The following is a 14419-nucleotide window of genomic DNA, read 5'->3' on the forward strand; positions in this document are numbered from 1 at the left end:
ATGTTACCTGTATGTGTTCAGTGGGTAACAACTAAGTTAAATGAAGCTGAAATTAAAGTGAATATGTTCAAAGAGTGCGAATTTCTTTGTTTCAGCAGCCACTTTATTTAACCCTTTTATTCCCTTCGCGTTACACTGCCGCCCGGAAATTTGTCCCATTGTGCCTGTGTAAATGATGCCGAAATGCTTATTCAGACAACGACTCACAGCCGGTATTGCGATACTGGCCGTGCTGCTGTTGTTTGTTGCACCGATGGTCTCTAAAAACCTTGCGGCAGATCATGCCAGGATGCAGCACGTCAGCATGAGCACAGAGATGCCGATGATGCATCATCACGGCGAGATGTACATGATGGACCCTGTGATGATGTCCGATGCAGGCTTTGCCTGCGGATACTGTGATTTACTGGTGCATGTGCCCCTGATACTCTGGAACTTTGTCCCGTTCATCTGGTGGATGTGCCTCATCAGTCGCGCCCCGCCGCCCCGTGCGGTCACGCCGCTCCGGCGGCGGCGAACGCTGCGCCTTCATCGCCCCCGGGCACCGCCCTGTTACGCATCACACTGACACCATAACATTTCGATTGCGTGACAACGTCACCCGAACGCCCCTGTCTTTTGAAAAGTGTGGAATGCTATGTCCTCTTATCAGGAAACATCCCCTGCACCACGCGGCACGCTGTTCAATCTGCTACGCCGCCTGCATTTTTATATTGGTCTGTTTATTGCGCCGTTCATTTTCATCGCGGCCCTCACCGGAACGCTCTACGTTCTGACTCCGCAGCTGGAACAGGCGATCTATCACGATGCCCTGACGACCCGTGCGCAGGGCGAGCCGCAGCCGCTCTCCGCGCAGGTTGCCGCTGCACGTGCCTGGGCAGGCCAGTCAGCGCACATCTACGCCGTACGTCCCGCGCCGGGTCCCGGGGATACGACGCGGGTGCAGTTCACTGCCGCTGATGCGGGTCCCTCTGAGTCACGCTCGGTGTTTATCGATCCCTATACCCTGCAGGTCAGGGGAGATATGACCGTATATGGCACCAGCGGCGTGCTGCCGCTGCGCATGTGGCTGGATCAGCTGCATCGTGGCTTGTTACTGGGCGATTTCGGCCGTAATTACAGTGAACTGGCCGCGTCCTGGCTCTGGGTCGCCGCGCTGGGCGGGCTCATCCTGTGGGCCGGTACCCGCCCTCCCCGTACCCGAAAGAACGTCCGCAGCGGGTTTGCTGCCTTGCGTCACTGGCACGTCACGCTGGGACTGCTGCTGGCCCTGGGCCTGATCTTCTTTTCGGTGACCGGGCTGACCTGGTCGCAGTGGGCGGGCAGCAACATTGAAAAGATGCGCAGCGACCTGAACTGGAAAACGCCGCAGGTGAATACCGCGCTGAACGGTGACGCCCCGGCTGAATCTGCCGATCCCCACGCAGAGCATCGCGGCGCAATGGAAGGGATGACCATGTCGGGCATGACGATGCCCGCTAAGACTCCCGCGCGGGTCATTCCTAATCAGCCGGATGCCCGCTGGGATCAGGCCCTGTCTGCCGCCCGTCAGGCAGGACTGAAGGCGGCAAAACTCGAACTGCGCCAGCCTAAAAACGCCGGACAGGCATGGACGGTTTCGGAGATTGACCGCAGTTGGCCAAGCCAGGTGGATGCCGTTTCACTTAATCCGGCCGACTTTACCGTGGTCGACAAAGTGGCGTTCGCCAGCTTCCCGCTGGTGGCAAAACTGACCCGCTGGGGCGTCGATGCGCACATGGGTGTGCTGTTCGGCCTGCCTAATCAGCTGATTCTGGCCCTCTTTGGCTTCGGACTCTGCACGATGATTGTGCTGGGCTACCGCATGTGGTGGATTCGTCGTCCGGCGGTTCCGCAGATTAACCCTTCACAGACGCTGTTAACCGCCTGGCTGGCGCTGCCACGCTATGCGCAGGGCACCAGCCTGATTGTGATGCTGGCGCTCGGTTATGCCCTGCCGGTCATGGGCATCAGCCTGCTGCTGTTTCTGCTGCTGGATATTCAGCGCTGGCGCAGCGCCCGGCGTCGCAGCCAGGCCCGCACCGAGATTGCACCCGACAAGCAGTCGCCGCTGGCGATCGTGCAGTCCCGCTTCGCCGTGAAGCGCAAAGAGATGCGCTATTTTCTGCGCAGCGTGACGGTTCTGGCGCTGATTGTGATTTCGGTGATGGCGAATGCGATGATAGGCGGCGTGATTGATCAGTATCAGATCCCCTTCAGCCACTGGTCGCTGACGATGTATATCACGCAGGCGATGATGATTCTGCTCTACTCCACGGTCTTTACCGGACTGCTGTCGATTCCACTCTGGTATTTCTTCCTGGGTGAAAGCGATGAGCAGGGCAAATAGGCTGTCGCTTTTGCTGGCTGTCTCTCCTTCAACATAACTGACGAAGCCGGGCAAATTTCCCGGCTTTTCATTCTCTCACTAAAGGCTATGATCGTTGTCACTGACCCTTCTGTTTAAAGGCAAATCATGAACATCCTGCGTGCTAATCCTGAACAGCTGTTTGAGTACGGCCCCTTTACCGTCCGCCGTCAGCGACCTGGCGAGGCGCTAAGCCCGCTGGTCAGCGTTGACCTGATGTCGCTGAAGCTGGATGCCCGGATCCCGATGCAGCAGCACTGGAATGAAGAGGTTTTTACCTATCTGTGGCGGGGATCGATGCAGCATCAGGACAGTAACGGCGAGCGGACCCAGCTCTCGGCTAAGCGGGTGATGGTGGTCAATGCAGGTGACGGCGTTCAGTACGAAGAGTCGGTGCCTCTGTTTGAAGCGGAACTGTTACAGGCGGTTATCCGTCCCGCCCAGCCTGGGGGTGAAGCGATGACCCAGGTGCTGGAGCGCGATCAGGGCATTATGAGTAATGGCTGGACCGAACTGGCCGGGCCGGAGGAGTCAGACGCCCCGCTGGAACTGCGTCAGGCAGCCTATATCTATGACACCCTGCTGGAGCGCAACCACACGCTGGACGTGCCCGCTCTGCCGGGCTTTGTGGCTTATCTCGTCGTGCTGGAAGGCAGCATTCGTATCGGCGAGGCGCGACTGGTTCGGGGTGATGCGGTCAGCGGGCTGGCGGCCGGGAGTGAAATCACGGGTGACCGGGATGCCAATCTGGTCTGCTTCCTGATCAAGCCCGATAACGCTGTATAAAAAACGCGCTGCCTTTCCCGGTGAGGTCGCGGGCAGCGCCACGGTTCAATAAAAAACGCCGCGCGGGACGATTCCCGTGCGGCGATCTTTGTCCTTACTCCCGGTTACGGGGCTGCTTCGCCTGAACCCGTTTATAAACGTGGTCAAACTGACGCACATCGTCGAGTAACCAGTGGCGCTGCGTCAGCGGCGCATCATCCAGTGCCTGCGGCAGCGGCACCCCATCCAGTGAACCCCGACAGCAAAAGGCGCGCGCCAGGGTCGGCGTGGCAATACCAATGTAACGGGCAAATTCAGGCAACGTCATCAGTGCAGCACTCATCTTCCACCTCCGGCAATTAACTTTCCTCTGCATTCTCAGGCTAATTCTTTACTGCTTTTATTGATCTGAAACATGGATGTGGTACTAATCTTCTGCCTGCTGATGAGAAAGCTCGCCTCGCCCACCGCAAACCGAGAAAGAAGTGAGGAACCTGTGCGCCATTATGGATTGATGATAGCCCTGCTGTTTTCCGGCGTTGCGTCCGCCCACACCCTGACACCCGGCCAGCCGGTTCCGCCGGTCTTTGTGGCCGATAAAGGCGAAATGGTGCTGAATCAGGGCGATATCGGCTACCAGCGCTGGAACAGTCAGGCGCTGACCGGCAAAGTGCGACTGGTGATCCATGTCGCGGGCCGTCTTTCAGCCAAAGAGCAGAGTGCTGCCCTGATTGAGGCCGTTCAGCAGGCCAGTCTGCCGCGCGATCGCTTTCAGACCACCACCATCGTGAATACCGACGACGCCCTGCCCGGCAGCGCCATTTTTGTGGTGCGCAGCATTGCCTCCAGCAAAAAAGCCGCTCCCTGGCAGCAGTTCATCATCGACAGTAGCGGCGTAACGGCGCATAGCTGGCATCTTCAGCCAGAAAGCGCAGCCGTCGTGGTAGTGGATCAGCAAGGTATCGTGCGCTTCGCTAAAGATGGCGCATTATCTGCTGACAACGTCGCCAGCGTGATGAAACAGTTACGGGCATTGCTGGGCTGATGGCCGCTTAGTTTTCACCCGGCTGACGCCGCAAATCGCGGAATGCTCCTGAATTTCCCGACATTTTTTATTACCGTAGGCTACGCTTAGTTGTAATGGATTTACCCGCCGTTCTTTGAAAACCTGCCCACTATGCCGGGGCAGCCGGGGACGATGATTGAAGATGGCATCGAATCATTTCGACCTGCTGTGACTTCCTCTGTAGATAAGGACAGCCCTGATGACGGTCTGCGCAGAAAAACACGTCAATGTCATACACAGCGATGCAGCGATTCTGTTGAACGATATTGAGCAACGGCTCGATCAGCTTTTACCGGTCGACAGTGAACGTGACCTGGTCGGCGCGGCAATGCGCGACGGCGCGCTGGCGCCGGGAAAACGGATTCGTCCGCTGCTGCTGCTGCTGACCGCGCGCGATCTGGGGTGCAATGCCAGCGCAGCCGGTCTGCTTGACCTCGCCTGCGCGGTTGAGATGGTGCACGCCGCTTCGCTGATCCTGGACGATATGCCCTGCATGGATGATGCGCAGCTGCGGCGCGGACGCCCCACCATCCACTGTCAGTATGGTGAGCATGTCGCCATCCTCGCTGCCGTGGCCCTGCTGAGTAAGGCCTTTGGTCTGGTCGCCGTGGCAGAGGGCTTAACCGCCAGCGCCAGAACGGACGCGGTTGCAGAGCTGTCTCAGGCGATTGGGATGCAGGGGCTGGTGCAGGGGCAGTTCAAGGATCTCTCGGAGGGAGATAAACCCCGCAGCGCCGACGCCATTCTGATGACCAATCACTTCAAAACCAGCACCCTGTTCTGCGCCTCCATGCAGATGGCCTCTATCGTCGCGGAAGCCCCCAAAGAAGCCCGCGAACAGCTGCACCGCTTTTCGCTGAATCTCGGTCAGGCGTTTCAGCTGCTGGACGATCTCACTGACGGAATGAGTGACACCGGTAAAGATGCCCATCAGGATGAGGGAAAATCGACGCTGGTGAACCTTCTCGGCGCAAAAGCGGTGGAATCGCAACTGCGCGACCATCTGCGCTGCGCCGGAGAACACCTGTTGTCCGCCTGCCGCGACGGTTACGCCACCCATCATTTTGTTCAGGCCTGGTTTGAGAAAAAACTCGCTGCCGTCAGTTAAGGATGCTGCATGAGCCACTTTGCGGTTATTGCACCGCCCTTCTATAGCCATGTGCAGGCGCTTCAGCATCTCAGCCAGGCCCTGATAGCACGCGGACACCGTATCACCTTTATTCAGCAGACGGACGTCAGCGCACTGCTCACCGACCGCCGCATCGGCTTTTTTCCGCTGGGCTTAACTTCGCATCCTACCGGGAGTCTGGCGCATACCCTGCAGCTGGCTGCACACCCCCTTGGCCCGTCGATGCTGAAACTGATCAGTGAGATGGCGCGCAGCAGCGATATGCTCTGTCGCGAACTGCCGGTGGTGCTGAATACGCTGGCAGTGGATGGCGTGATTGTCGATCAGATGGAGCCGGCCGGCGCGCTGGCCGCTGAGGCGCTCGATCTGCCCTATGTTTCGGTGGCCTGTGCCCTGCCACTTAACCGTGAAGCGGATTTCCCGCTGGCAGTGATGCCGTTTGACTATGGCACCAGCGACCAGGCGCGCGAACGTTATCGTGCCAGTGAAAAAATCTACGACTGGCTGATGCGCCGCCACGACAGGGTAATCGCCCGTAACGCCCATGCAATGGGGCTGTCACCGCGGGAAAAGCTGCACCACTGTTTTTCTCCGCTGGCACAGATCAGCCAGCTGATCCCGGCGCTGGATTTTCCCCGTCATGCGCTGCCCGACCATTTTCATGCTGTTGGCCCGCTGCGTGCCCCGGACGCGCCCCAGGCCACACAGCCGCGCTATTTTCCGCATGGCAACAGGCCGCGCATTTTTGCTTCCCTCGGCACCCTGCAGGGACACCGTTACGGCCTGTTTAAAACGATCGTCCGCGCCTGTCAGGAGATCGACGCGCAGTTACTGCTGGCCCACTGTGGCCGCCTGTCGCCGTTTCAGGCAGAGAAACTGGCGCAGGCCAGCCATGTTCAGGTTGTCGATTTTGCTGACCAGGCCGCCGCGCTGGCCCAGGCCGACCTGGCCATTACCCACGGCGGCATGAACACGGTGCTGGATGCGATTAACCATCTGACGCCTCTGCTGACAATCCCGCTGGCCTTTGATCAGCCGGGCGTGGCAGCCAGGGTGGTCTGGCACGGTATCGGCCGCCGCGCCTCACGCTTTACCACCAGTCACGCCATGGCCCGCCAGCTGCAGACCTTACTGACGGATACGCACTATGCTGAGCAGATGAAGCCCCTGCGCGCCGCGCTTCGTCAGGCGGGTGGCGCCTCGCTGGCAGCGGACATCGTCGAGCAGGCGATGCTGACCCGCCAGCCCGTGCTGAACGGGAGTGCCTATGCCACGGTATGATCTGATTCTGGTGGGCGCGGGTCTGGCCAACGGGCTGATTGCGCTGCGCCTCCGCCAGCAGCGGCCGTCGCTGCGCATCCTGCTGATTGACGCGGAGAGTCAGCCTGGCGCCCATCACACCTGGTCCTTTCATGCAGACGACCTGACTGAAGCGCAGCACCGCTGGATCGCCCCGCTGGTGGTGCATCACTGGCCCGGTTATGAGGTGCGCTTTCCGCAACGTCAGCGCCATCTGAACAGTGGCTATTTTTGTGTCACCGCAGAGCGCTTCGCTCAGGTCATGCGCGATCACTTTGCCGCTGACCTGCTGCTGAACACGCGTGTTGCAATGCTCGATTCACACTCGGTTACGCTGGAGGATGGGCGGGTAGTGGAAGCGGATGCCGTGATTGATGGCCGGGGCTACCAGCCCGATGGCGCGCTGCGCATGGGCTTTCAGTCGTTTGTCGGACAGGAGTGGCAGCTGAGTGCTCCACACGGGCTGACCGCGCCAATTATTATGGATGCCACGGTTGACCAGCAGGCCGGCTATCGCTTTGTCTACAGCCTGCCCTTTTCGGCCGATACGCTGCTGATTGAAGACACCCATTATATCGACCGCGCCACGCTGGACGGTGAACGCGCCCGCCAGAATATTCGTGACTACGCGGCGCAGCAGGGCTGGCAGCTGGCCCGTTTGCTGCGCGAAGAACAGGGTGCCCTGCCCATCACGCTGACAGGCGACGTTGACGCATTCTGGCAGAAGCGTGACCTGCCGTGCAGCGGCTTACGCGCCGGGCTGTTTCATCCCACCACCGGCTACTCCCTGCCGCTGGCAGTGGCGCTGGCTGACCGGCTGGCGGAGATGCCCGCAATGACATCGGCCTCACTCAACACCACTATCAGACAGGTGGCCTCCCAGGCCTGGCAGCAGCAGCGCTTCTTTCGCATGCTGAACCGGATGCTGTTTCTGGCGGGGCCGGCCGGGCAGCGCTGGCAGGTGATGCAACGTTTTTATGGCCTTCCCGAAGGTCTGATCGCCCGTTTTTATGCGGGAAAACTTACTTTGCCTGATCGGCTGCGTATTTTAAGCGGCAAGCCCCCGGTCCCCGTACTGGCGGCGTTACAGGCTATCATGACTCCTCACCGTCAACAGGCGATGCAATGAACAGAACGACAGTAATTGGCGCAGGCTTTGGTGGTCTGGCGCTGGCGATTCGCCTTCAGGCGTCAGGCATTCCCACCCGACTGCTGGAGAAGCGCGATAAGCCAGGCGGCCGGGCGTATGTTTATCAGGATCAGGGCTACACCTTTGATGCCGGCCCGACGGTGATCACCGATCCCAGCGCGATTGAAGAGTTATTTACGCTGGCGGGTAAAAAGCTCGCTGACTATGTTGAGCTGCTGCCGGTCAGGCCCTTTTATCGTCTCTGCTGGGAGTCAGGCAGGGTGTTCAGTTATGACAACGACCAGCCCGAACTGGAAGCGCAGATCGCCGCCTTTAATCCGCGTGATGTCGAAGGCTATCGCCGTTTTCTGGCTTACTCCCGCGCTGTGTTCGCCGAAGGCTATCTGAAACTGGGCACCGTGCCGTTTCTCTCGTTCCGCGACATGCTGCGCGCCGCGCCGCAGCTGGCAAAACTGCAGGCCTGGCGCAGTGTTTACAGCAAGGTGGCAAGCTACATTGAGGATGAACACCTGCGTCAGGCGTTCTCCTTTCACTCGCTGCTGGTCGGCGGCAATCCCTTTGCCACCTCCTCCATCTACACGCTGATTCATGCGCTGGAACGTGAATGGGGAGTCTGGTTCCCGCGCGGCGGCACGGGCGCACTGGTGCAGGGCATGGTGAAACTGTTCGAGGATCTGGGTGGCGAAGTGGAACTGAATGCCAGCGTGGCCCGGCTGGAAACGCAGGAAAACCGGATTACGGCCGTCCATCTCGAAGATGGTCGGGTACTCCCGACCCGCGCCGTCGCCTCCAACGCAGACGTGGTACACACCTATCATGATCTGCTGCGTCAGCATTCCCCTTCTGTGGCTCAGGGAAAGACACTGCAGAACAAGCGCATGAGCAACTCCCTGTTTGTGCTCTATTTTGGCCTGAATCATCATCATGACCAGCTGGCTCACCATACCGTCTGCTTCGGCCCGCGCTATCGTGAACTGATCGATGAGATCTTCAATCGTGATGGCCTGGCCGAGGACTTCTCGCTCTACCTGCATGCCCCCTGCGTCACCGATCCCTCGCTGGCTCCGGAAGGCTGCGGCAGCTACTACGTGCTGGCCCCGGTACCGCATCTCGGCACGGCTGATATCGACTGGGCGGTTGAAGGTCCGCGCCTGCGCGACCGTATTTTTGACTATCTGGAACAGCACTACATGCCGGGCCTGCGCAGTCAACTGGTGACGCACCGCATCTTTACGCCGTTCGATTTCCGCGATGAGCTGAACGCCTATCAGGGCTCCGCCTTCTCGGTTGAACCCATCCTGACCCAGAGCGCCTGGTTCCGGCCACATAACCGCGATAAACACCTCAGTAATCTCTACCTGGTCGGCGCAGGCACGCATCCTGGCGCAGGCATTCCCGGCGTGGTGGGCTCGGCGAAAGCCACGGCAGGATTGATGCTGGAGGATCTGGCTTGAACAGTCCGTCACTGCTCGATCATGCTGTAGAAACCATGGAAGTGGGTTCAAAAAGTTTTGCCACGGCATCGAAACTGTTCGATGCCAAAACCCGACGCAGTGTGCTGATGCTCTACGCTTGGTGCCGTCACTGTGATGATGTGATTGACGATCAGGTGCTGGGCTTCAGCAACGATACGCCGTCGCGACTCTCTGCCGAACAGCGTCTGGCGCAGCTGGAGACAAAAACCCGCCAGGCTTATGCCGGGTTGCAGATGCATGAGCCTGCCTTTGCGGCCTTTCAGGAGGTGGCAATGGCGCACGATATTCTGCCTGACTACGCCTTTGCTCATCTGGCCGGTTTTGCGATGGATGTGCGTGAGACGCGCTATCAGACCCTGGACGACACGCTGCGCTACTGTTATCACGTGGCGGGCGTGGTCGGTCTGATGATGGCGCAGATCATGGGGGTGCGCGACAGGGCCACGCTGGATCGCGCCTGCGATCTCGGTCTGGCGTTTCAGCTGACCAACATTGCCCGCGACATCGTCGAAGATGCGGCCGCAGACCGCTGTTATCTGCCTGAAGCGTGGCTGGCTGAAGAGGGGCTTACACGGGAAACTCTGGCCGCGCCACAACATCGTCAGGCGCTGAGCCGCGTCGCCCGTCGCCTGGTTGAAACGGCGGAGCCCTACTATCACTCGGCCACGGCAGGTCTGCCAGGCCTGCCGCTGCGATCGGCATGGGCAATCGCAACCGCGAAGCAGGTCTATCGTAAAATCGGCATGAAGGTGATTCAGGCAGGGCCAGCGGCGTGGGATCAGCGCCTGTCCACCAGCACACCCGAGAAACTGGTTATGCTGATGGCGGCGTCAGGTCAGGCGGTTACTTCCCGGATGGCGCGTCCTGCTCCACGCCCCGCTCACCTCTGGCAGCGCCCCGTTTAACGCCGTGACGTTCACGCAGCGTCGCCTGCAGTTTTGACAGCGGTGGCGCATAGAGGAAGCCAAACGAGACACACCCCTCTTTTCCGCGCACCGCGTGATGCATCCGGTGCGCCATATAGAGCCGACGTAAGTAACCCCGACGCGGAACATAGCGGAAGGGCCAGCGCTGGTGAACCAGGCCGTCATGAACAATAAAGTAGAGCAGGCCATAGAGCGTCATCCCGGCACCGATCCACTGCAACGGCCAGACGCCCGTGCTGCCCAGCCAGATCAGTAAAATCGACAGCCCCGCGAACACCACCGCATAAAGATCGTTAACCTCGAACCAGCCCTTATGCGGCTCATGATGCGACAGATGCCAGCCCCAGCCCCAGCCATGCATAATATATTTGTGCGCCAGCGCAGCCGTAATCTCCATGCCGATCACGGTGACCAGAACAATCAGGGCATTCCAAATCCACAACATAGCTTCTCCCGAACATGCATCCTGCAAAGTGGCGCAGAGGTTCAATTTTAACAGAGATTGGCCAAAACAGCCGGGCGGGTTTGGCGGGTTTTAACAATTACTGCAGATGATAAAGCGGATAACCCAGGTAGCCGGACCCGGAAGGGAAACCGGTCGCCATAACCGGTGAATCCGCGTCAGCGGCAACGGCTCAGTTATACACCAGATTAAAGGTGACGGTCCCGTCCGCTTTACCCGCCATCACCTGGCTGTCGGTCTGAATATATTGGGCGTTAAACGACATCGACTTCGCCTGATCGGGTGAGGAGACGGTAGTCAGCACCGGCAGCTGATCGGTCGGCACATTCAGCGGCACGCGCTGGCCTTCTGCGACCTGCAGACCGGGCCCATAGGTCAGGGCAATGCCCACCCCTGACGCGGCGTTACTCTGTGGTGTCAGGCTGATGGCATTTTTGTCGCCAGCGGTCGCCATGCCAAAAAAGCCCACTTTGACTGCGGCGCTGTGTTCGCACATCACCTGAATCCGGAAACTTTTTTCGCTTCCCGCCCGGCTGCCGATGCCGGTGAACTCCGCCTTACTCACTTTTCCCATCTCCACGTTAATCGCAGACTGGGATGTGACAACGGCACAGCTGCCATATTGCACCGTGAAGCTGGAGAGAAAGAGCTGCGGCCTGTCGTTGATCGGCTGGCTGCTGGCCGCACTGTTCCCCACCTTTAAGCTGGCATTACCGATATTTACCTCACCGACATTCGCGGGTTGGTTGCCTGGATTCAGCGGTGAACGCTGCCCCGGAATTTTGTAAAACACCACATAGGACTGCAGTTTAATGTCGTGTGCCGCGTTGAACTGTGGACTGACCTGCGAGTTACAGATCGAACTGGTTTTGCCTTTGCCGGTGGTGTCGAAAAAGCCGCTGTTGCAATATGAAGGCTCTTTAAATCCAATCGCGAATCCGATGCTCTCAACACCCGGTACGCGATAGATTGGCGTCGTGTGCCCTCCCGCAATTGAGGTCTGTAATCCCGACTCTTCAGCATTAATCTGAAACCCCATGTCTTTCCAGGCATAGCCCTGCTCACCGCTGTTTTTATTGCAGGTAAACGCATTGGTACTTTGCACGGGCATCTGCGCAGAGATGGGGGTGCCGTCAGCGGCGCCCGGCACATAATTGACGTTATGCACCTGCACGACCACCTGGCTCACCCCCTGACACGACTCCTGGGCCAGAGAGGGCCAGCAGACCAGTGCCGGGATGAGCAGCACGATCCCTTTAATGACACGCTGAACTGATTTCATCTGAAACTCCTGTGAATTACTGGCAAACCGCAGAGACCAGTCTGACCGGATTCGTGCCGCTGGCGTCAGACAGGCGGAACGGCGCGCGACAGCTTTTCTGTTTCCCCTCCTCCTGCCACTTCACTTCAACCGTCCCCTGAGCGGGCACACCGCTCAGATAGAGTTCGCCCTTTTCTGCGACAATGCCGCTTGTGCTGCTCTGATTCCCCCCGGCATGGATTGCAATCTGCCCTGTGGCACCAAAAGGCGGGAAGGTATGCTGCCAGGTAAGCGTGAACAGCACCCGGTTCCCCACATGGGTCGCGTAGTCAGCCAGCACAATCGCCCCGCGGGTCGGGATAGCCGTTTGCCCATCCAGTTCCACGTCTACATTGTCGGGCAGCGTTTCAGTTTCCAGCTCGATGGCATTTTCATGATACGGCGAGAGTGAAGGCACAATTGCATAGCCGCGGCCGTCCGTGAACACATTGCTGCCGCTCTGGATGCCCACATTGGCGGTATCCGGAACCCGGACAATCGCGAAGGTATCCCCCAGCGGCTGGCTTAGCGTCACGCCGTGCGCATGGGCCACGATCCCGCCCGAGAGGCCATAGCTGTACTGCGTACTGTGACGATCATGACCAACTCCGGCACTGACGCTGCCCTGACTGCCGCGATAGTCCAGCGAGCCGCTACTGTTCACGTTCTGCCCCTGACTGTCGTGGCCCTGCTGCAGGGTGTAGTGCAGGTTATTGTTCTGCAATGCACTGCCTGACAGGCCGACCTGCTGCGAGACATCCCCGCGATTGCTGGCATTCATGCTGTAACTGACCGAACTGTCCGGCAGTAAGGCACTCAGTGGAACCGAAATATTGAAGGAGATAGCGCGGTCAGCTTTCCGGGCCTGGGTCGAGTCGGTGTAAAACCAGGCCACGCCCCAGGAGATGGTTTTATAATTGCTGTAGAAACCCAGATGCAGGGTGCGATCGTTTCTGTTTGATCGCCAGTAGCGCTGCATATAGGCAGACGCACTGAGACTGCCCACGTCACCGATACCCTGGGAGACGGCAATTTCTGAACGACTGCGCTTATTATCGACATAGCTCGCCGGGCTGGTGAGCGCATTGGCTTCGCTGAAAGCATAAAATCCGCTGGAGGAGTAGCGATAGCTGGCCATGCTGAAAGTGGTATTGGTGGAGGCAAAATTTTTCTGATACTGCGCGCGCACTGACTGACCACTTCGGCTCAGCCCCTGCGGTAACCGGGTGCTGGCGAAGGTCACATCCATTCCCAGCGAGCCGAAATCACCCAGACTCTTGCCCAGCCCCGCCGCCACAGCATGATAGTTTTGCGCGAGCTGTACGCCACCAAAGGCGGTAAAGTCATGCGGCAGTCCGTAAAACAGCGTGGACTGGACAAATTCAGGTGAGCGCAGATTGTGACTGCCTGAATAGTGATAACGACCACCGCTGACGCTATATTTCAGATGTCCCTGACGCAGCATATAAGGCACCGCAGAGTAAGGCTGGGTGAAGGTGCGCACCGAACCATCGCTTTCATGGATAGTGATATCAAGATCGCCGCTCTGAGCGGTGGGATAGAGATCTTTAATCTCGAAAGCACCCGGTGCGACCACGGTTTCATAAATCACATAACCATGCTGACTCACCGTCACCCGCGCATTACTGTGGGCGATGCCATGGATCACCGGGGCAAAGCCGCGCTGACTTTCGGGAAGCATGGTGTCATCAGACATCATCTGCACCCCCCGAAACTGCACGCTGTCAAATACGTCACCCGAGGTGTAGGTATCACCGACCCGGAACTGGCTTTTCAGCGTCTTAAGATCCCGCTCCAGCCAGGTCGTCTGAGACTGCCAGTGACTGACCAGATCGTAACGCCAGCTGGACGTGTTACGCAGACGCCATGCGCCAAGATTAGCCCCGCTGCGCAGGCTCAGCAGCGTCGAGTTCCAGCGGTCATTCTGATTGCGGCCGCTGCTGCCAGAGAGGTTATAGTCAACGAAAGCCGCTGATACACCCTCATCCCAGCTGGCGGGATCGACATAGTCACGATCTTTCATCTTCAGGGCAATCTGGGGAATGGAAAGGTTTAACTGCTGGTGCGCAAAATCAAAGTCACTTGAGGCATCGGGAATGTAATCGCCCAGCTCAGCAATCGCCTCATCTTTCTTCAGGTGGCTGAATGCAGAGAAACCCTCAACGTTTACCCCCATCGCGGAGAGATCGGCTACCGTCAGCTGTGGAATCAGCCCGTTTTTGCCCTCAACAAAAGAGACATCACGGCTATCGATCACTTTGTTGTTGAGCAACAGCGAGACATGATAGGTGCCGGGCTGCTGGCCGCCCTCACGGGCGAAATAGTGCAGATCGGCGGCCGTGTGTTGATCGGATGAAAACTCCAGCGCCGCCGGATTAAAGTAGTCGTCGGCGCGGGCAGCCCGCAACGGGCAGAACACCATCAGTATCACTCCGGGTA

General features: G+C 58.7%; 13 protein-coding genes. 9 read left to right on the forward strand and 4 right to left on the reverse strand.

Going from position 1 to position 14419, the window contains the following annotated elements; all coding sequences use genetic code 11:
* Positions 1-175 precede the first annotated feature (175 nt).
* From FJW00_RS08350 to FJW00_RS08360, 3 genes are all read left to right on the forward strand, one after another.
* Positions 176-568 carry a DUF2946 domain-containing protein gene (locus FJW00_RS08350; RefSeq protein ID WP_140923525.1) on the forward strand — a complete coding sequence of 131 codons (393 nt, stop codon included), beginning with the start codon at positions 176-178 and terminating at the stop codon, positions 566-568.
* A gap of 69 nt (positions 569-637) precedes the next feature.
* Positions 638-2368: a DUF2534 family protein gene (locus FJW00_RS08355; protein ID WP_140923527.1), complete on the forward strand. Its 1731-nt coding sequence runs from the start codon at positions 638-640 to the stop codon at positions 2366-2368.
* 126 nt (positions 2369-2494) lie between these two features.
* Positions 2495-3172 (forward strand): pirin family protein, encoded by a 678-nt coding sequence (locus FJW00_RS08360; RefSeq protein ID WP_140923529.1) that lies wholly within the window; start codon positions 2495-2497, stop codon positions 3170-3172.
* 94 nt (positions 3173-3266) lie between these two features.
* Here the strand turns inward: FJW00_RS08360 and FJW00_RS08365 are convergent, their stop codons facing one another.
* Entirely contained in the window at positions 3267-3494 is a 228-nt protein-coding gene (locus tag FJW00_RS08365) for a hypothetical protein (RefSeq protein ID WP_009093079.1), read from the reverse strand.
* A gap of 171 nt (positions 3495-3665) precedes the next feature.
* Between FJW00_RS08365 and FJW00_RS08370 the strand changes: the two genes are divergently transcribed.
* The 6 genes from FJW00_RS08370 (at position 3666) to crtB (ending at position 10175) form a co-directional block, all read left to right on the forward strand.
* Positions 3666-4196 (forward strand): YtfJ family protein, encoded by a 531-nt coding sequence (locus tag FJW00_RS08370; RefSeq protein ID WP_009093080.1) that lies wholly within the window; start codon positions 3666-3668, stop codon positions 4194-4196.
* Positions 4197-4416: 220 nt separating this feature from the next.
* The gene (locus tag FJW00_RS08375; RefSeq protein ID WP_140923531.1) at positions 4417-5325 is read left to right on the forward strand and encodes a polyprenyl synthetase family protein; all 909 of its coding nucleotides are present in this window, start codon (positions 4417-4419) and stop codon (positions 5323-5325) included.
* 9 nt (positions 5326-5334) lie between these two features.
* The gene (locus FJW00_RS08380) at positions 5335-6627 is read left to right on the forward strand and encodes a glycosyltransferase (RefSeq protein WP_140923533.1); all 1293 of its coding nucleotides are present in this window, start codon (positions 5335-5337) and stop codon (positions 6625-6627) included.
* Positions 6614-7774, forward strand: coding sequence for a lycopene beta-cyclase CrtY (gene crtY / locus FJW00_RS08385; RefSeq protein WP_140923535.1), 1161 nt, complete (start codon positions 6614-6616; stop codon positions 7772-7774). Before FJW00_RS08380 ends, crtY begins: the two co-directional genes overlap by 14 nt.
* Positions 7771-9249, forward strand: coding sequence for a phytoene desaturase (locus FJW00_RS08390; protein WP_058957209.1), 1479 nt, complete (start codon positions 7771-7773; stop codon positions 9247-9249). The genes crtY and FJW00_RS08390 overlap by 4 nt, the downstream gene beginning before the upstream one ends.
* Positions 9246-10175 (forward strand): 15-cis-phytoene synthase CrtB, encoded by a 930-nt coding sequence (crtB, locus tag FJW00_RS08395; protein ID WP_046102888.1) that lies wholly within the window; start codon positions 9246-9248, stop codon positions 10173-10175. The genes FJW00_RS08390 and crtB overlap by 4 nt, the downstream gene beginning before the upstream one ends.
* Here crtB and FJW00_RS08400 read toward each other — a convergent pair.
* The 3 genes from FJW00_RS08400 to FJW00_RS08410 all read right to left on the reverse strand — a co-directional run bounded on the left by FJW00_RS08400 (position 10114) and on the right by FJW00_RS08410 (position 14402).
* The gene (locus tag FJW00_RS08400; protein ID WP_009093087.1) at positions 10114-10641 is read right to left on the reverse strand and encodes a sterol desaturase family protein; all 528 of its coding nucleotides are present in this window, start codon (positions 10639-10641) and stop codon (positions 10114-10116) included. The two genes, crtB and FJW00_RS08400, sit on opposite strands and share 62 nt — an antisense overlap.
* 190 nt (positions 10642-10831) lie before the next feature.
* Positions 10832-11941 (reverse strand): fimbrial protein, encoded by a 1110-nt coding sequence (locus FJW00_RS08405; protein WP_140923537.1) that lies wholly within the window; start codon positions 11939-11941, stop codon positions 10832-10834.
* A gap of 16 nt (positions 11942-11957) precedes the next feature.
* Complete coding sequence (locus FJW00_RS08410; protein WP_140923712.1) at positions 11958-14402, reverse strand: fimbria/pilus outer membrane usher protein; 2445 nt, start codon at positions 14400-14402, stop codon at positions 11958-11960.
* Positions 14403-14419: the final 17 nt, after the last annotated feature.

Origin of the sequence: Pantoea anthophila (assembly GCF_006494375.1) — a bacterium.
Taxonomy (GTDB): domain Bacteria; phylum Pseudomonadota; class Gammaproteobacteria; order Enterobacterales; family Enterobacteriaceae; genus Pantoea; species Pantoea anthophila.

What these genes read in the sequence shown, in the direction of transcription:
- FJW00_RS08350 (WP_140923525.1), top strand. Translation starts at nt 176, where the DNA reads ATGCCGAAATGCTTATTCAGACAACGACTCACAGCCGGTATTGCGATA.
- FJW00_RS08410 (WP_140923712.1), bottom strand. Translation starts at nt 14,402, where the DNA reads ATGGTGTTCTGCCCGTTGCGGGCTGCCCGCGCCGACGACTACTTTAAT.
- FJW00_RS08380 (WP_140923533.1), top strand. Translation starts at nt 5,335, where the DNA reads ATGAGCCACTTTGCGGTTATTGCACCGCCCTTCTATAGCCATGTGCAG.
- crtY (WP_140923535.1), top strand. Translation starts at nt 6,614, where the DNA reads ATGCCACGGTATGATCTGATTCTGGTGGGCGCGGGTCTGGCCAACGGG.
- FJW00_RS08375 (WP_140923531.1), top strand. Translation starts at nt 4,417, where the DNA reads ATGACGGTCTGCGCAGAAAAACACGTCAATGTCATACACAGCGATGCA.
- FJW00_RS08365 (WP_009093079.1), bottom strand. Translation starts at nt 3,494, where the DNA reads ATGAGTGCTGCACTGATGACGTTGCCTGAATTTGCCCGTTACATTGGT.
- FJW00_RS08405 (WP_140923537.1), bottom strand. Translation starts at nt 11,941, where the DNA reads ATGAAATCAGTTCAGCGTGTCATTAAAGGGATCGTGCTGCTCATCCCG.
- FJW00_RS08370 (WP_009093080.1), top strand. Translation starts at nt 3,666, where the DNA reads ATGATAGCCCTGCTGTTTTCCGGCGTTGCGTCCGCCCACACCCTGACA.
- FJW00_RS08360 (WP_140923529.1), top strand. Translation starts at nt 2,495, where the DNA reads ATGAACATCCTGCGTGCTAATCCTGAACAGCTGTTTGAGTACGGCCCC.
- FJW00_RS08355 (WP_140923527.1), top strand. Translation starts at nt 638, where the DNA reads ATGTCCTCTTATCAGGAAACATCCCCTGCACCACGCGGCACGCTGTTC.
- FJW00_RS08400 (WP_009093087.1), bottom strand. Translation starts at nt 10,641, where the DNA reads ATGTTGTGGATTTGGAATGCCCTGATTGTTCTGGTCACCGTGATCGGC.
- FJW00_RS08390 (WP_058957209.1), top strand. Translation starts at nt 7,771, where the DNA reads ATGAACAGAACGACAGTAATTGGCGCAGGCTTTGGTGGTCTGGCGCTG.